Annotated in this window: 20 protein-coding genes and 1 tRNA gene; 11 read left to right on the top strand and 10 right to left on the bottom strand. The window is 65.4% G+C overall.

Annotated elements, in window-relative coordinates; genetic code table 11:
- Positions 1-163: 163 nt before the first annotated feature.
- Complete coding sequence (locus FG486_RS08605; RefSeq protein WP_338401597.1) at positions 164-1,027, top strand: sterol desaturase family protein; 864 nt, start codon at positions 164-166, stop codon at positions 1,025-1,027.
- Here the strand turns inward: FG486_RS08605 and FG486_RS08600 are convergent, their stop codons facing one another.
- Genes FG486_RS08600 through FG486_RS08580 form a run of 5 tightly spaced genes read right to left on the bottom strand, consistent with a single transcriptional unit; the run spans position 1,028 to position 4,686 of the window.
- Positions 1,028-1,258 (bottom strand): biotin/lipoyl-containing protein, encoded by a 231-nt coding sequence (locus FG486_RS08600; RefSeq protein ID WP_241695669.1) that lies wholly within the window; start codon positions 1,256-1,258, stop codon positions 1,028-1,030.
- Positions 1,258-2,295, bottom strand: coding sequence for an alpha-ketoacid dehydrogenase subunit beta (locus tag FG486_RS08595; RefSeq protein ID WP_181267229.1), 1,038 nt, complete (start codon positions 2,293-2,295; stop codon positions 1,258-1,260). Before FG486_RS08595 ends, FG486_RS08600 begins: the two co-directional genes overlap by 1 nt.
- Positions 2,292-3,263, bottom strand: coding sequence for a thiamine pyrophosphate-dependent dehydrogenase E1 component subunit alpha (locus FG486_RS08590; protein ID WP_181267228.1), 972 nt, complete (start codon positions 3,261-3,263; stop codon positions 2,292-2,294). Before FG486_RS08590 ends, FG486_RS08595 begins: the two co-directional genes overlap by 4 nt.
- Positions 3,260-3,901, bottom strand: a complete 642-nt coding sequence (locus FG486_RS08585) for a glutathione S-transferase family protein (protein WP_181267227.1) — start codon at positions 3,899-3,901, stop codon at positions 3,260-3,262. Before FG486_RS08585 ends, FG486_RS08590 begins: the two co-directional genes overlap by 4 nt.
- A 20-nt stretch (positions 3,902-3,921) precedes the next feature.
- Positions 3,922-4,686 (bottom strand): SDR family NAD(P)-dependent oxidoreductase, encoded by a 765-nt coding sequence (locus FG486_RS08580; protein ID WP_181267226.1) that lies wholly within the window; start codon positions 4,684-4,686, stop codon positions 3,922-3,924.
- A gap of 228 nt (positions 4,687-4,914) precedes the next feature.
- Between FG486_RS08580 and FG486_RS08575 the strand changes: the two genes are divergently transcribed.
- The 6 genes from FG486_RS08575 to FG486_RS08550 all read left to right on the top strand — a co-directional run bounded on the left by FG486_RS08575 (position 4,915) and on the right by FG486_RS08550 (position 9,926).
- Positions 4,915-5,391: a DUF4345 family protein gene (locus tag FG486_RS08575; RefSeq protein WP_181267225.1), complete on the top strand. Its 477-nt coding sequence runs from the start codon at positions 4,915-4,917 to the stop codon at positions 5,389-5,391.
- Positions 5,392-5,481: 90 nt separating this feature from the next.
- Positions 5,482-6,600, top strand: a complete 1,119-nt coding sequence (gene gspL, locus FG486_RS08570; RefSeq protein WP_181267224.1) for a type II secretion system protein GspL — start codon at positions 5,482-5,484, stop codon at positions 6,598-6,600.
- Positions 6,597-7,076, top strand: a complete 480-nt coding sequence (gspM, locus tag FG486_RS08565) for a type II secretion system protein GspM (RefSeq protein WP_066279318.1) — start codon at positions 6,597-6,599, stop codon at positions 7,074-7,076. Before gspL ends, gspM begins: the two co-directional genes overlap by 4 nt.
- Positions 7,073-7,792, top strand: coding sequence for a type II secretion system protein N (gspN, locus tag FG486_RS08560; protein ID WP_181267223.1), 720 nt, complete (start codon positions 7,073-7,075; stop codon positions 7,790-7,792). Before gspM ends, gspN begins: the two co-directional genes overlap by 4 nt.
- Positions 7,793-7,950: 158 nt before the next feature.
- Positions 7,951-9,495, top strand: coding sequence for an acetyl-CoA acetyltransferase (locus FG486_RS08555; RefSeq protein WP_181267222.1), 1,545 nt, complete (start codon positions 7,951-7,953; stop codon positions 9,493-9,495).
- Positions 9,492-9,926, top strand: a complete 435-nt coding sequence (locus tag FG486_RS08550) for an acyl-CoA thioesterase (protein ID WP_181267221.1) — start codon at positions 9,492-9,494, stop codon at positions 9,924-9,926. Before FG486_RS08555 ends, FG486_RS08550 begins: the two co-directional genes overlap by 4 nt.
- Positions 9,927-9,929: 3 nt before the next feature.
- On the opposite strand, the gene FG486_RS08545 is transcribed toward FG486_RS08550, so the two are convergent.
- The gene (locus tag FG486_RS08545) at positions 9,930-10,682 is read right to left on the bottom strand and encodes a ferredoxin--NADP reductase (protein ID WP_060977984.1); all 753 of its coding nucleotides are present in this window, start codon (positions 10,680-10,682) and stop codon (positions 9,930-9,932) included.
- Between the two features lie 606 nt (positions 10,683-11,288).
- Here FG486_RS08545 and FG486_RS08540 point away from each other — a divergent pair.
- The gene (locus tag FG486_RS08540) at positions 11,289-12,686 is read left to right on the top strand and encodes a methyl-accepting chemotaxis protein (RefSeq protein ID WP_241695668.1); all 1,398 of its coding nucleotides are present in this window, start codon (positions 11,289-11,291) and stop codon (positions 12,684-12,686) included.
- 47 nt (positions 12,687-12,733) lie between these two features.
- Here the strand turns inward: FG486_RS08540 and FG486_RS08535 are convergent.
- Positions 12,734-12,810 (bottom strand) — tRNA-Arg (locus tag FG486_RS08535).
- A gap of 66 nt (positions 12,811-12,876) precedes the next feature.
- On the opposite strand from FG486_RS08535, the gene FG486_RS08530 reads away from it, so the two are divergent.
- The gene (locus FG486_RS08530) at positions 12,877-13,635 is read left to right on the top strand and encodes a queuosine precursor transporter (RefSeq protein ID WP_241695667.1); all 759 of its coding nucleotides are present in this window, start codon (positions 12,877-12,879) and stop codon (positions 13,633-13,635) included.
- 34 nt (positions 13,636-13,669) lie between these two features.
- Here FG486_RS08530 and FG486_RS08525 read toward each other — a convergent pair whose 3' ends face one another.
- Complete coding sequence (locus tag FG486_RS08525; protein WP_066279275.1) at positions 13,670-13,858, bottom strand: PspC domain-containing protein; 189 nt, start codon at positions 13,856-13,858, stop codon at positions 13,670-13,672.
- Positions 13,859-13,905: 47 nt separating this feature from the next.
- The gene (locus tag FG486_RS18290; RefSeq protein ID WP_277816978.1) at positions 13,906-14,034 is read right to left on the bottom strand and encodes a hypothetical protein; all 129 of its coding nucleotides are present in this window, start codon (positions 14,032-14,034) and stop codon (positions 13,906-13,908) included.
- Between the two features lie 258 nt (positions 14,035-14,292).
- Between FG486_RS18290 and recF the strand changes: the two genes are divergently transcribed.
- A complete protein-coding gene (gene recF / locus FG486_RS08520; RefSeq protein WP_181267220.1) occupies positions 14,293-15,375 on the top strand; it encodes a DNA replication/repair protein RecF in 1,083 nt (360 codons plus the stop codon).
- Here the strand turns inward: recF and FG486_RS08515 are convergent.
- The gene (locus FG486_RS08515) at positions 15,369-15,578 is read right to left on the bottom strand and encodes a hypothetical protein (RefSeq protein ID WP_060980236.1); all 210 of its coding nucleotides are present in this window, start codon (positions 15,576-15,578) and stop codon (positions 15,369-15,371) included. The two genes, recF and FG486_RS08515, sit on opposite strands and share 7 nt — an antisense overlap.
- Before the next feature lie 96 nt (positions 15,579-15,674).
- On the opposite strand from FG486_RS08515, the gene FG486_RS08510 reads away from it, so the two are divergent.
- Positions 15,675-15,953: a hypothetical protein gene (locus FG486_RS08510; RefSeq protein WP_241695666.1), complete on the top strand. Its 279-nt coding sequence runs from the start codon at positions 15,675-15,677 to the stop codon at positions 15,951-15,953.
- Positions 15,954-15,956 lie beyond the last annotated feature (3 nt).

Genomic DNA, 15,956 nt, shown 5'->3' with positions numbered 1-15,956 from the left:
CGCGCCAATAGCCACCCTCCCCGCCCCTCGACGCATTGCGGCAAATGGAATATTCTCCGCCCTCGAATGCCGCCAAGAGCACGAAAAACGGGTCGATCACGATCAACGACGGTGGAAACGCGGCGTCTCGCGGCGGCGTTCCGACCGCTTGGGGAGGGATCCAGTGCAACAGTCGCTCGTTAACCTGCTGCCGCCTGCCACGCTGGCGGCGATTCTCGCCTTCTGGGGGCTTGCCCCCGCCGCATGGGTGGAAGCGCCATGGTCGCTGCCTGCAGTCGCGGTGGGCACGGTCGTGTTCGTCCAATGCCTCGAATTCGTGTTCGAGCGGCACGCCGGCTGGCGGATGAACTGGCGCGAGTTTGCCACTGATCTGTTCTATTTCGGCTTCTTCTTCTTCGTCATCGGCTGGCTTTCGGACACGCTGATCAACTCGCCGCTGCGCGAGCTGAAAGAGGCCTGGGGCATCGGCACGCCCTGGCTGGCCGAGCTGCCCTATCTGTTGCAGGCGCTGATCGCGCTGTTCTTGTTCGAACTCGGCCAGTACTGGATGCACCGCGCAATGCACAACTGGACGCCCCTGTGGCTGACCCATGCACCGCACCATCACCTGACGCAGCTCAATGCGATGAAGGGCTATATCGGCAATCCGATCGAACTGTTCCTGATCAGCATCGGGGTGATCGCGCTGCTCGATATCAACCTCGACGCGCTGTTCGCCAGCATCACCGTGGGCAGCGCGATCGCGATCTATGCGCATGCCAATGTCCGCGCCGACCCGCCGATCTGGTACGGCTTCTTCTTCACCACCATCCGCAACCATTCGCTGCACCACACCGCAACGAGCTATGAAGACACGCGCTGCAACTATGGCAATTCGGTGATCTTCTGGGACCGGTTGTTCGGCACCTACAAGGAAGGCGAGAGCGCGATCGTCGGGCAGGATGACCGCAAGCGGCTCTCCATTCGCGAGCAGTGGCTCTTCCCACTGCGCCCGTGGCTCGAACGGCGAAAGGCGGTCAGGGACTAGCTAGCCGATCGTCCCGATCACATCGCCGATCTTGTAGCTCTCGCCCTCCTCGCCGGTGACGCGCAGCACGCCCGAATCCTGCGCTTCGATCTCGGTCGTGCTCTTGTCGGTCTCGACGGTGTAAAGCACGTCGCCCTTTTCCACCGTCTCGCCATCGCCGAACATCCATTCGACCAGGGTGACCTCGGTGACGCTCATGCCGAGCTTGGGGATGCGGATTTCTGCCGGCATCAGCGCTTCCATTCCATCGTCGTGCGGATTGCGGCGGCAATCTCTTCCTTGTTGGGGATCCAGGCCTGTTCGAGCACGCTTGCCATCGGCACGGCGGAGAACGCGCCGCCGATGCGCTGGACCGGGGCCTTGAGCTCGTTGAACAGGCTCTCGTGCAAGCGCGAGGCGATTTCCGCGCCCGTTCCGTACGCGCGCACCGCTTCGTGCAGCACCACCGCGCGGCCGGTCTTGCGTACCGATGCGGTGACGGTCGCCTCGTCATAAGGAGCGATGGTGCGCAGGTCGACCACCTCGACCGACACGCCCTCGCCCGCCAGCGTTTCGGCGACTTCCAGCGCATCGAGCACGGTGCGGCCATAGGTGATGAGCGACACATCGTGCCCCTCGCGCGCGACCGCCGCCTGGCCCAGAGGCACGCGGTAATCCGTGCCGGGATCGTCCGACTTGAGGCCGTAGCACAGGATGTTCTCGATGAAGATCACCGGATCGTTGCACTCGATCGCGCTGCGCATCAGCCCCTTGGCATCGGCGGCGTTCGAGGGCGTCACGATCTTCAGCCCCGGCACATGCGCGAACCACGCTTCCAGCATGTCCGAATGCTGGCCGCCAAAGCCGACGCCGACGCCGGTGGTGGTACGGATGACCAGCGGCACGTTGGTCTGCCCGCCGGACATGAAGCGCAGCTTGGCGGCATGGTTGACGATCTGGTCCATCGCCACGGTAACGAAGTTCATCAGCATGATCTCGGCAATCGGCCGCATGCCGGTGAGCGCCGCGCCAACGCATGCGCCCATGATCGCCTGCTCCGAAATCGGCGTCGCGCGGATGCGGTGCTCGCCATATTTCTCGGTCAGCCCCGACGAGACCTTGAACACGCCGCCGCCCTGCTTGGCGGCGACATCCTCGCCGAGCAGGATGACCCCCTCGTCCGCCGCCATCGCCTCGTCGATCGCGGCATTGAGCGCCTGGACCATGGTGATCTGCTTCGGCTTCTTGGCCTTGGGCGCGGCGGCCTCGAGTGTTTCGGCCTCGCTCATGCCGCGATCTCCTCTTCGAAAACGTCCTTCAGGATTTCGTCCGCATCGGGGAACGGGCTCGAGAAGGCGAACTCGACCGCCGCCTCGATCTCGGCTTCCAGTTTCGCGACGATCGCGTCGAGCTCGGCCTGCTGGAACTGGTGCTCGAGCATCAGCGCTTGCAGCTTGGGCAGCGGGTCCTCGGCCTTCATTTCCTCGATATGCTCGGGCGGCATGTACGAGAAGTCCGCGCCGAAGAAATGGCCCATCATCCGGTAGCACATCGCCTCGATCAGCGTCGGCCCCTCGCCCGCGCGGGCGCGATCGACCGCCTCTTTGGCCGCCGCGTACATGGCCAGCGCGTCATTGCCGTCGACCTTCACGCCCTTCATCCCATAGGCGGCGGCGCGGGTAACGATGCTGTCGACCTTGGTATGGTCGGCAAAAGCGGTGTGCTCGCCATAGCGGTTGTTCTGGCACAGGAAGATCACTGGCAGCCTGTAGAGCTGCGCCATGTTCATCGCCTCGTGGAACGCGCCGATATTGGTCGCGCCGTCGCCGAAACAGGTGACGGTGACCCTGCCGTCCTTGCGGTTCTGGCTGGAGAGCGCGAGGCCATTGGCGATCGGCAGGCCGGAGCCGACCACCCCGGTGGTGACCATCACGCCGGTGGCCGGATGGGTGATGTGCATCGACCCGCCCTTACCCTTGCAGGTGCCGGTAGCGCGGCCCGCAATCTCGGCGATCAACAGGTCGAGCGGTACGCCCTTGGCGATCTGGTCGTGCTGGCCGCGATAGGTGGTGACGAGATAATCGTCCTGGTTCAGCGCCGCCATCATCGCCGAGGTGACGAGTTCCTGCCCGCGCATCGTGTAATAGATGGTGGCGAGCTTGCCGCTCATCAGCAGCGATCGCATCTTCTCGTCGAAGCGCGCCACCTTCATCGTGCGGGTATAGATGTCGAGCAGCGTGTCGCGGTCGAGGCTCATGACGCGGTCCCCTTCTTGGCATCGAGGCTGGCCGCGGCGCTGGGCCGCGCGGCGACCCGCTCAGACCAGGCGGCAAGGTTGGCAAGGCCCTCGGGCAGCGGCTGGGCAACCATTTTGCCGAATTCGGTGAGGCAATAGAGCAGGATGTCGGCGAGCGTGAAGCGATCCCCTGCCAGCCAGGTCTTGCCCGCGAGCAGCGCATCGAATGCGGCCAGGCCATCGCGCGCACAGGCCTTCAGACCATCCGCAGCCTCGGGCAGGCAGCGCATCCGGCTCTGGAACATCGGCAGGCCTTCCGAGCCCCGGAACGCCGTGGTCATCGGGCCGACCACATCATAGTCGAGGCGGCGGATCAGCATGCTGGTCACCGCGCGCTCTTCGGCCGTGCTGCCGATCAGCGCGGGCGTCGGGAATTTTTCCTCGATATAGCCGCAGATCGCGGTGCTTTCCGACAGATAGCCGCCATCGTCCATCTCGAGCAGCGGCACCTGGCCGAACGGGTTCTTGGCGACGAAATCGGGCTGGCGGTTCTCGCCCTTCATGATGTCGACAAAGGCGCGGTCGATGACAGCGCCTTTCTCTTCCAGGAACATCAGCACGACCCTGGGATTGGGGCCGATCGATTGATAGAGCTTCATGGGGAGCCTTTCGCTGGAAATCAGAACTGGACGCGCTGGGTGAAGCCGCCATCGATGACGATGTTCGCGCCGGTCATGTACGGGCAGGCCGGGCTGGCGACGAAGACGATCGCCTTGGCCACCTCTTCGGGCTCGCCGAACCGGCCCATCGGCATTTTCGCGAGCGTGCCCTCGTAGAGCGCGGGCACCACGCCCTTGATCATTTCCCAGTTGCCGCCGGGATAATAGATCGCGCCGGGCGAGATGCAGTTGACGCGGATGTTCTGCGCGGCGAGCGCCTGGCTGAGCTGCGACCCGTAAGTGATCAGCGCGGCCTTGAGCGCGTTGAAAGCCTGGGGCGCGACAAAGGTCTCCAGCGCGGCGGTCGAGGACATGAACACGATCGATCCGGTGCCCGATTCGGTCAGCGCAGGGGTCAGCACCTCGACCCCGTGCACCGCGTTCATGATGTCCATGTCCAGGCATCGCTGCCAGTCGCCGGTCGCGCCCTGGCCCGAGGCGCTGGCGGTATGGACGAAGATGTCGCAGCCGCCCAACTTGTCCAGGCAATCGTTCAGCCAGCCCTTGTAGCCTTCCGGATCGCCGGTGATGTCGATCGCGGTGCCGTGCACCTTGCCGGGGCCTGCCGCGTCGATTTCCCGGACCGCCGCCTCGACCTTGGCGGGATCGCGCGAGAGGAACGCGACATCCGCGCCCTCGGCGGCGAAATGGCGCAGCGAGGCGAGACCGAGGCCATGCCCGCCGCCGTTCATGATGACCTTCTTGCCGGTCAGCCCCAGATCCATCGCCGCTCTCCCTCGCCGGTTTTGTTGCAGGCGGCGAGGCTATCGGAAAGCGGCTGAAGCGGTAACCAGCAAAAGTGACAGCTTGAAAGCGCGGCTGGTGCTTGCACCAGTTTACATCGGCCTGCCGGATCGAATGCACCGCCCATCCGTTCATGGGGCACGCTGGACACGCCTGCCGCCTGTCCATAACAAGGCAGCAATGGTCTTTGGGAAAGGGAGCGATCGCATATGGTCTGGGTCATCCGCCTGCTCGTTGCGGGGTTCTCCGCATTGTTCGTGATCATCGGCGCGCGCGCGCTGCTCGATCCGCAGACGATCATCGCGCAGTTCGAGCTGGGCCAGCAGAACGCGACCGGATTGAGCGCGATCCGCGCCGATATGGGCGCGTTCTTCATCGGCACCGGGCTTGCGGCGCTCATCGGGCTGATGCCCGGCAAGCGCGAATGGCTGCTCGGTGCCGCGGCAATGGTGGCGCTCGCGTTCACCGGACGTGTCTTCGGCCTGATCAGCGATCCGCTGACCGCGAACATTGCCCAGTCGATGATCATAGAAGCGATTTCGGTGGTGCTGCTCGTCGCCTCGTTCGCGATCCTCAGCCCGCGCCGCTTGGCTCCGGAACCGGTGATCGAGACCCGCGACGAAAATCTTGCTGCCGAGCCGTTCGAGCCGCAAACGACCGGTGACTCGGCCCGCCCGATTGGCTAACGGGAGGTCAGTTGATTCTGTCGCTGACCGGGGGTTTCGCGATCTTGCTTTGGACCTGCTCGCCTGATTCCCCGCTGGTGGCGCACGATCATGGCTGATAGCGGCCTGATCGTCAGCTGCCCGTCCGGCGCTGATGCCGCGCTGCACTGGTGGCGCGTCGAGAGCGGCCATATTGTGGCGCGCGGGCAGGATTTTACCCCGCCTTCCCGGGCTGCGCGCGATGGCGATGCGCCCGTCATGGCTCTCGTCCCTGCCGCCGATACGGTGATCCGTACGCTCGACATGGGCGACATGAGCGCACCCCAGGCCGAGGCTGCCGCGCGCTATCGCGCGGCCGATCTCAGCATCGGTGGCGATGTCTTCGTCGCAGTACGCGCGCTGGGCCGGGCCGTCGACGAAGGGGGCATGCGCGTGCTGTGCGCGACGATCGCGCGCGCGACGCTGGCCGATCATCTGGCCGAACTGGCGTTGCGCGGGCTCGATCCGGATATCATCCTGCCCGTCGGGCTGTTGCTGCCCGCTGCCGAACATCGGGTGGCTGCGACCTTTGGCGATCTGGCAGCGGAGCGGCTGGGCGATCTGGTTTTGCCGCCCGACGAGGCGCTGGGCGCGGTGCTGCTCGGGACGGCCGCTCCGGTGTCGCTCGATAGCGATGCACGCGAAGCCGCGATGATCGGCGCGCTGGCCGATCCCCCGCTCAATCTGCGTCAGGGCGAATTCGCGCGCCGCACGCCGCTGTTCGCGCTCGCGCCGGGCCAGGGGCGCACGCTCGCCTGGCTGTTCGGCGCGCTGCTCCTGGTCAGCCTCGCCATCCCGCTGCTCGAGATCGGCAAGAACTATTTGGGCGCGGATCTCGCCGAACGGCGCGCGCTTGCCAGCGCCGAGCGGCACGTTCCCGGCGCGACCGATGTCGGCCAGGCCGAGGCGCAGCTCGATGCGAAGCTCGCCGCGCGCGGCACCGGCAACAGCGTGGTCAGCGTGCCGATGTCCGGGCTGCTGTCGGCGATGCAGCCGGTGCCCGGCGTCGTCATCCGCCAGGCCGATTACCGCCCCGGCGGCATTGTCGGCGCGATGATCGCCGCTCCGCGCGTCGAGGACCTGAACGCGGTGCTGATCGCGCTGCAGAACAATGGCTACAAGGTCACCGCCGCCAACCGCAGCGATGCGACCGGCCAGGCGGTGGCCGATATCACGGTGCTGGCGCCATGACCGAAGCGGCGAAGAACTGGTTCATCGCGCTGTCGCGCCGCGAGCAGATCCTGGTCGGAATCGCCGCGCTGCTGGCCGCGGGCGTGATCGGCTTTTTCGGCATCTACAGCCCGCTTTACGGCCTCGCGACCGATGCCAAGCGCAGCTTCTACGAGGCAACGATGCAGGCCGGGCGGATCGAGGCCAAGGCGCAGGCGCTCTCGCTGCCCGCCGACAAGCGCCCCGCCGAGGCGATCGCCGCGCTGCACCTGCTGCTCGCCAGCGAGGCGGGGGAACGCGGCTTCACGCTCGATGCCAACACGCCGCAAGGCAATGACCGCGCCGAGATCGCGATTGGTTCGGCCCGCTCGACCGCGTTCCTCGCCTGGCTCGCCGATCTCGAACGGCGCGGCGTGGTGCCCGAAACACTGGTGATCCGGCGGATGGACAATGGCACCGTCTCGGTCTCGGCGCGGCTGGTGAAGATCGGCGCATGAGCCGCAGCACCAAGCGGGCGGTGCTGATCGCGCTGGCATTGCTGCTCGCGCTGATCGTGCTGCTGCCGCTGCGCATCGTGTTCGATGCTGCGGGCCTGGGCGCACGCGGGGTCAGCGCGCGCGCGGTCGAAGGGACGATCTGGTCGGGTACGGTGCGCGACCTGAAGATCGGCAGGCTGAGCCTCGGCGATCTTGATGCGGGGCTATCTCCCACCGGGCTGCTCGGCGGCGAGCTGGTCCTCGCGATGACCCGCGCCGGAGACGCACCGGCCCAGCCCCCGCTCGCCTTCAGCCTGGCGCAGAGCGGTGACAGCATCGCGATGCGCGATGCGGTGGGCGAGATCGCGACCGCCGACCTGTTCGCACCGCTGCCGCTGCGCAGCGTCAGCCTCGATGGGGTGAACATCGCCTTTTCGGGTCGCCGTTGTACAGACGCCTCGGGCGCGGTGCGGGTGAATATCGAACAGAGCCTGTTCGGGCTAACGCTGCAACGCGGCCTGAGCGGGAATCTGCGCTGCGACGGCGCGGACCTGCTGGTGCCGCTGAAGGGCCAGTCGGGACTGGAACAGATGGACATCCGCATCCGGGGCAATGGCCGCTACAGCGCCGATTTCCGCCTCGGCGGTCTCGCCGCGAGCGCCGGGCCTGCGCTGTCTGCCCTCGGCTTCCGCCAGCAGGGCGATGCGATGGCGATCCGGATCAACGGGCGGTTCTGATGGGTGGCGGATATGGCTCCGACCATCCTTTCATCGTCACCCGCGCGCGCGGGGGTGTCCCGCTTCCTATCGGCGCCAGCAATCAAGCGGGACTCCCGCTTTCGCGGGAATGACGAATTGACAACACTGAAACCAAGAACACGACAGGAGAGCCCGAAATGACCCTTGACCCCAGCACCCCCGTCCTGATCGGTGTCGGCCAGGCGGTCGATCACTGGGATGGCAGCGATGCCGCCGCCGCGCCCAGCCCGCAGTCGCTGATGCAGCGCGCGGCGGAGGCAGCGCTGGCAGACACCGGTGCCGCCGAAGCGGTGCGCGCCGCGATCGATGTGGTCACGGTCGTGCGTCATTTCGCCGACAGCGCGCCCGGCATGGTCCCCGAAGGCACGGGCGGCTGCGACAAGCCGCCGCTCGGCCTCGCCCGGCGTCTGGGCGTGACGCCGGCGCGCGCGATCTATTCGATCGTCGGCGGCCAGAGCCCGCAATCGCTGGTCAACGAATTCGCCGCCGCGATCCATGCGGGCGAGGCGCGTTGCGTGGTGCTCTCGGGATCGGAGGCGATCGCCGCGGCCAAGACCGCTGCGCGCAAGGGCGTGGCGCTCGACTGGAACGAGGCGATCGACGGCGAAATGGAGGATCGCGGGCTTGGGCCGATGCTGCTCGACCGGCACGAGCTGAAAAACGGCATCGGCGCGCCGATCCTCACCTATCCGCTGTTCGAGAACGCGCTACGCGCGCGGCTCGGTCGCAGCAAGGCCGAGCATGTCGCCGAAATGTCCGAACTCTGGGCGGGGTTCAGCGCGGTCGCCGCCAAGAACCCTTATGCGCAATTCCCCAAGGCGATGAGCGCCGACTATCTCGCGACGCCATCGGACGGCAATTATCCGGTCGCCGACCCCTATCTCAAATGGCATGTCGCGCAGGACGCGGTGAACCAGGGCGCGGCCGTCATCCTGACGAGCGTCGGCCAAGCCGAGGCGATGGGCGTGCCGCGCGCAAAATGGGTATTCTTGCACGGCAGCGGCGAGGCGATGGACAAGCCGGTCAGCCTGCGCACCGACCTGTCGCGCTCGCGCGCGATCGAGGTGTCGCTCAAGGGTGCGCTCGCCAGTGCGGGAAAGACCGCTGCCGACATCGCGCATTACGACATCTACAGCTGTTTCCCGGTGGCGGTGCTGCTCGCCGCCGAAACGCTGGGCGTCGACGGACGCAGCACGCCGCTGACGCTCACCGGCGGGCTCCCGTTCTCGGGCGGGGCGGGCAACAACTACTCGATGCACGGGATCGCCGCGATGGTCGAGACGCTGCGCGCCGACCCAGGCAGCTATGGCCTGGTGCTCGCCAATGGCGGCTTTCTGTCCAAGGAAGCGGTGGGCATCTACAGCACGACCGCGCCTAAAAGCTGGTCGCCGGTGGACCACGCCCCGATGCAGGCCGAGGTCGATGCGCAACCTTCGCCTGAGCGGCTGGAGGAAGATGCGACCGGCATGATCGAGAGCTATACCATCGGCTATGCCAAGGGCGTTCCCGCGCGCGCCGTGGTGATCGCGCGCACCGACAAGGGGCGCATCGTTGCGCGCCCCGATGACGCCGACAAGGCGGGCCAGCTCGCCGCGCTTGCCGATCCGGCGCGCGATCCGATCGGGCGCAGGGTCACCATCCGACACGCCGACGGCGTCAACAGCTTCACGGTCGCCGCATGAGCCGCCCCGCCCGCCCCGGCCGTGCGCAGTTCCGCCACTTCACGCAGATCAGCACGCGCTGGTCGGACAATGACATTTACGGCCATACCAACAATTCGGTCTATTATTTCTGGTTCGACACCGCGGTGAACGAATATCTGATCCGCGCGGGCGCGCTCGACATTCATGCCGGCGGCGTGATCGGCCTGGTGGTCGAAACCGGCTGCGCCTATTTCGCGCCCACCGCCTTTCCCGACCTGATCCATGCGGGCGTGCGCGTGGACCATATCGGAACTTCGTCAGTGCGCTATGCGGTCGGGCTGTTCGCGAACGACGAGGATGCCGCCGCGGCTGCGGGGCATTTCACCCATGTCTATGTCGATCGAGAAACCCGCCGCCCGGTGCCCCTGCCCGATGCCCTGCGCACCGCGCTGGAAGCGATCCGGGCGTAAAGCTCAGCCGACGAAGGCGCGCTCGAGCACATAGGTGCCCGGCTTGGACTGGGCCCCTTCCTCGAAGCCCAGCGATTCGAGCAGCGCGCCGGTTTCCTTGATCATCGCCATGCTGCCGCACAGCATCACGCGGTCGGTGGCAGGATCGAGAGGATAGTCGCCCGCCTCGATCCGCGTGGTGATGCGGCGGTTTTCGTCGACCCAGGTCGGGCATTTTGTGACCGAGCAATCATAGACGAGCTGCTTCGCGGCTTCCTCGGCGACCAGCGGATCGTCCTTGAGCTTGCTTTCGAGCAGGTCGCGATAGGCCAGGTCCTGGATCTGGCGCACGGTGTGCTGCACGGTGATCTGCTCGAACCGCTCATAGGCTTCGGGATCGCGAATGATCGACATCCAGGGCGCAAGCCCCGTGCCGGTACCGATCAGGTGCAGCCGCTTGCCGGGCAGCAGCGCATCGAGCGTCAGCGTGCCGGTGGGCTTGCCGCCGAGCAGGATCTCGTCGCCCGGCTGGATCTTGTAGAGACGGCTGGTGAGCGGGCCATCGGGCACGATGATGCTCAGGAACTCGAGCGATTCGTCCCACATCGGCGAGGCGACCGAATAGGCGCGCAGCAGCGGCTTGCCATCGACCATCAGCCCCAGCATCACGAACTGTCCGCTGACGAACCGGAACGACGAAGGCCGCTCGACGGTGAAGGAGAAAAGCCCTTCGTTCCAATGATGCGTGGTCAAAACCTTGGCGGGGGTGAAAGCCATTATCCGTCCGATTAACTGATGTGAATGCGTGCCCTCTAGCAGCATGAATCGCAAAGTGTGAGGAAGGATTGTTATCCGCGGCAAAATTTTGGCTTGGCGGATCGGCGATTCGGTAGTCCGGAACCGGGCTTGAACGCCGGTGCGACGATGACCCGCCAGGCACCCGGCAAATTTCGAAAAAAAATTTCGGCAATTGCTGCCCGGGCGGCGACGGGCCGTGAGGGAAGCGCAGAAGCGAAACACGCAAAGATGTCAGTTTCGCAGGTGTCCAATTTTGTGGACAGTTGCCAGTGGTTAACATCGGTCACATCTAAAGCTGCAAGTCACTGCAGGTATATATATTTGAATCGCTACACGGAGATCAGTGGAGCCCTGGCGGCAAGCACAGCATTCCGGTCGGAATTTGCCGCTATTCCCGCCGTTTAGGAATATGACCGCATGCGCCGATGCTCAAGCAATGGTGAAGTAATACGCAACAACGCTTTCCAGTTCCGGCGTTCAATCGCCATCCGGGTTTCATGTCATCGGCCTCGTCGTTAACCAGTGCTTATCGATTGCAGTCGATGAACGGCATGCGACCTCATCCACGTTTCGCAGCACAGGTTCATGATGATCCACCAGTTCTACGCTCACATGCCGATCCGCAAGAAATTCGACTGGATCATTTCCCTGGTGCTGGGATTGATGGCGATCCCGATCGCGGCCGGGTTGACGGGCTGGCTTGGCGCGGCTCCGGGTGCTGGCCAGACAGGCCTTTCGCTCGCCGCGATGGGTTGTATCGCGCTTCTCCTGCTCAAGGCCAAGCAGCTGATCTGTGACCCCTATGTCAGCACCGTTGTCCGCATGGAGGGGCTTGCTGCCGGGGATATCGAAAGTCCGCTCGCGTTTACCGAGCACCAGGACTGTGTCGGCCGGATGAACCGCTCGATGCTGGTGTTCCGTGACAATGCCGCAGAACGCAACCGCGCGGAAAGGAGCCTGAACACGGTCGTGTCCGAGATCACCACCGGGCTGGAGCAGATGAAGAGCGGCAATCTGGCCTATCGGATCGAGCGCGCGTTCGATGCCGACCATGACAGCCTGCGCACCAGCTTCAACGACACCACGTCCCGGCTCAGCGAGCTTCTGGCGCAGACAGCGGCGGCAGCATCGCATGTTCTGACCGGCGCCACCGAGATCCGCTCGGCCTCGGACGATCTGGCCAGCCGCACCGAGCAGCAGGCCGCCAGCCTGGAGGAAAGCGCCGCCGCGATGCGCGAGGTGACCACCATGGTGCAGCAGACCGCACAGAATGCGGCAGAGGTCGGCAAGCAGGTCGGAGAGGCTCATGCTGCAGCCGACAATGGCGGTGCGGTTGTCCGCAGGGCCGTGCAGGCGATGGATGCGATCCAGAAATCGTCGAGCCAGATCACCAACATCATCGATGTCATCGACGGTATCGCGTTCCAGACCAACCTGCTTGCCCTCAACGCCGGGGTCGAGGCGGCCCGCGCCGGGGATGCAGGCAAGGGCTTTGCCGTGGTCGCCAACGAGGTGCGCGCTCTGGCCCAGCGTTCGGCCGATGCTGCCAAGGACATCAAGGAACTGATCACCGCGTCGACCACCGGGGTGTCGGATGGGGTTGCCCTTGTCGATCAGACAGGTTCGGTCCTGCTGCAGATCAGCGACCGCGTTGCTGCGATCAACAGCCGTATTTCGGAGATCTCCAGCTCGGCCCAGGCGCAGGCCGCGCGCTTGCAGCAGGTCAATATCGCCGTCGGCGAGATGGACAAGATGACCCAGCAGAATGCTGCGATGGTCGAGGAAACCAATGCAGCGGCACGCAGCCTGGCAGGCGAGGCCACCAACCTGTCGCAGGTCGTCGATCAGTTCAATGCCGGCCAGAAATCCGGTGCACCCGCCATGTCCAGGCCGATGCCCCGCCCGGCACCTGCCGCCCGCGTGCCGATGGTGACCGGCAATCTGGCGCTCAAGGCGGATGCAGAGGACTGGTCGGAATTCTAGGGTGCAGCCGGGACAGGTCGATCGGCGCCACCGACCGTCCAGGCGATTGGCGCGCCCTGCAGGAGTCGAACCTGCGGCCTCAAGATTAGAAGTCTCGTGCTCTATCCAGCTGAGCTAAGGGCGCGCGCCTTGGTGAGGGCGCAATAGCGGGCTTTGCAGGTGGGTGCAAACCGCGATATGGCTTGGGGCGATGCAAAGCCCCTCTGCCGAACCCGCCGCCGTCAGCCACAGCCTGCAACCAGGCATCGGCTTCGATCCCGCTACGCACCGCTTCCGATATTACGATTTCGTCATGGCGGCGTTCGTCACGGTGCTGCTGCTGTCGAACGTGATCGGCGCGGCCAAGCCGACCTTCATCACCATCGCCGGACAGCAATGGGTTTATGGCGCGGGCATCCTGTTCTTCCCGCTGGGCTATGTCATCGGCGACGTGCTCACCGAAATCTATGGCTATGCCCGCGCACGCCGCGTGATCTGGGCAGGCTTCGGCGCGCTGCTGTTCATGGCGTTCATGAGCTGGGTGGTGGTGAGCCTCCCCCCGGCGGAAGGCTGGAACGGCCAGGCGGCTTATGAATCGGTCTTCGGCCAGGTTCCCAGGATCGTCTTCGCCTCGATCGTCGCCTTCTGGGCGGGCGAGTTCGTCAACAGTTACGTCATGGCGCGGATGAAAATCTGGACGGCGGGCAAGCTGCTCTGGACCCGCACGATCGGCTCGACGGTGGTCGGCCAGGGTGTCGACAGCCTGATCTTCTACCCGCTCGCCTTTTACGGCGAATGGGAGACGAGCCAGGTCATCACCGTGATGATCACCAACTGGCTGCTCAAGGTGAGCTGGGAAGTGGTGCTGACGCCGGTGACCTATGCCGTGGTCGGCTGGCTGAAGCGGCGCGAAGGGGTAGAGGTATTCGATACCGCCACCGATTTCACGCCGTTCAGCACGAAGGTCTGATCGGGGGTCTGATCCGGCATCCAGCGCTCCCGGCTCAGCGGTCCGAGGCGATCAGGCCGATCACCAGATAGATCAGCACCGGTGCGCCGATGCCGAACAATGCGGCGAGCACGAAGGCGATGCGGATCAGGTTCACATCCCAGTCGAAATAGTTGGCGATGCCGGAGCACACGCCCATCAGCTTGCCGTTCGACTTGTCGAGATGGAAAGAGCGGTTGTTCATGATGGTTCCCCTTTAAACCGATAGATTGATGATAGCGTGTCGGGCGATCAGACGATCATCGCCGACATCGTGCCGATTTCCGCCGGACCTACGCTCAGTCCGATGAAAAGTGCCGAGGTGGCGAAAGCGCAGACGGCAGCGACGAGATTGGTGTTGAACTGCGAGAGCGAGAACATGATGCGGGTCCTTTCAGAGTGTCTGTGTGTCCCTTTGGTCCGTCCGTCGGGAGATGCCGGATACTCTGCATAGGGCGTGCCAGATTGAAAAACCCATATTTTTCTGATGCTTGCACAGGATGAAACATTTCTTGCCGCAGGCTGAATGCGAAATTTTGGGAATATTCACGATGTTTTGGGGTGGGATCATTCCCGCCGTGCCGCGCCTCGCCGATTTTGCGCGCATGGCTCGGTTCATGGCGCTATAGCGGGCCACAGATGGCGCTTTCTTCCCTCTCGCTGACCCAGTTCCGCAACCATGAGGCGACCCGGCTGCAGGCGGGCGCGCGGTTCAACGTGATCTGGGGCGACAATGGCGCGGGCAAGACCAACATCCTGGAGGCGATCTCGCTGCTCGCACCGGGCCGGGGCATGCGCCGCGCCGACATCCAGCAGATGGCCCGGCAGCAAGGTCCCGGCGGGTTCACGGTCGCCGCCGCACTCATGGACGACGATGTGCGCATCGGCACAGGCACCAGCGCGGATGCGCCATCGCGCCGGCAGGTGCGCGTCAATGGCGCGGCGGCGGCAGCGAACAGCCTGGCCGACTGGCTCGCCGTTGTCTGGCTGACCCCGGCGATGGATCGGCTGTTCCTGGAAAGCGCGGGCGGCAGACGACGGTTTCTCGACCGGCTGGTGCTGGCGCTGCACCCCGCGCATGCCCGGCACGCCGCGCGCTACGAGGCGGCGATGCGCGAGCGCAACCGGCTGCTCGCTGCCGACCGCCCCGCCGATCCCGGCTGGATCGATGCGCTGGAAGCGCGGATGGCGGAGCATGGCGCGGCGATCGCGCTGGCCCGGGCCGATACGCTCGAAGCGCTCGATGCGCAGATCGACGCGCTCGAAGCCGGACCGTTCGCCCAGCCTTCGCTCGCGCTGGAGCGAAAGGGTCCGGTCGAGGTCGAGGCGCTGATCGCCGCATTGCGATCGGGGCGGCCGCGCGATGCCGGAGCAGGCCGCGCGCTCGCAGGCCCCCATCGCGACGACCTGATCGTCACCATGCGGCAGAAGGGACAAGCCGCCGCGCTTTGTTCGACCGGCGAGCAGAAGGCGATGCTGATCGCGATCATCCTGGCGCATGCCGATCTGGTCGCCGAGCGCCGAGGCAGCCGCCTTATCCTGCTGCTCGACGAGGTCGCCGCCCATCTCGACCCGGCGCGGCGCGCGGCGCTGTACGAACAGCTCGCCGACCGCTCGGGCCAGGTGTGGATGACGGGCACCGATGCGTCGCTGTTCGACGCGGTGCCGCTATCCGGCCGTGCCGACTGGAGCGTCAGCGGCGGGGTGGTTTCGCCTCAGTGAATGGTGCCGATGCACTGATCGAGCGAGAGGATCACCAGCAACCGCTCGATCTGCCGCCAGTGACAGAAATGGATGTGATTGCCGCGCGCCCGCGCTGCCTCGGCCCGGTCGGAGGCCTCGATCCCCGCCGTCTCGCCGTAATGCGAGAGCAGCTTGCAGGCGTCCTCATAGGCTTCGCGGCTTCCGATATAGGGCGGGTTCATGGGCGCGTTCGGGTCCTCTTTCCTCGTGCCGGCAAAGCTGCCGGCGCCGCGTCCAGATGGGGATACAGGCTGGCCGTGCAGGAAGGTTCAACCGGCATGGTAAACTGGGCGTTAGGCTTTGCGCCCGGTGTCAGCAGCGATTGGCGGTGGCAAAAGCCGCGCGCGCATGGCAAGGGCACGGTCATGGTCAATCAGACATCAGGCAACCGTCAGCCCCCGGCCCGCGCTGGTGGTGTTTTCATGGCTTTGGGCACGCTGGCAGGCACCGTCATCGGCGGGTTCATGGGCCAGCCCTCGATCGGCTTTCTCGCGGGCCTGGGCGGCGGCGCAGCGCTGCACGGCGTGATCTGGTACATCGACCGCCGCAAGGGCTGATCG

This window comes from Blastomonas ursincola, assembly GCF_013607875.1.
Taxonomy (GTDB): Bacteria; Pseudomonadota; Alphaproteobacteria; order Sphingomonadales; family Sphingomonadaceae; genus Blastomonas; species Blastomonas ursincola.
Note: the sequence above shows the minus strand (reverse complement) of the source record. Positions and strands in the feature narration are given on the sequence as shown.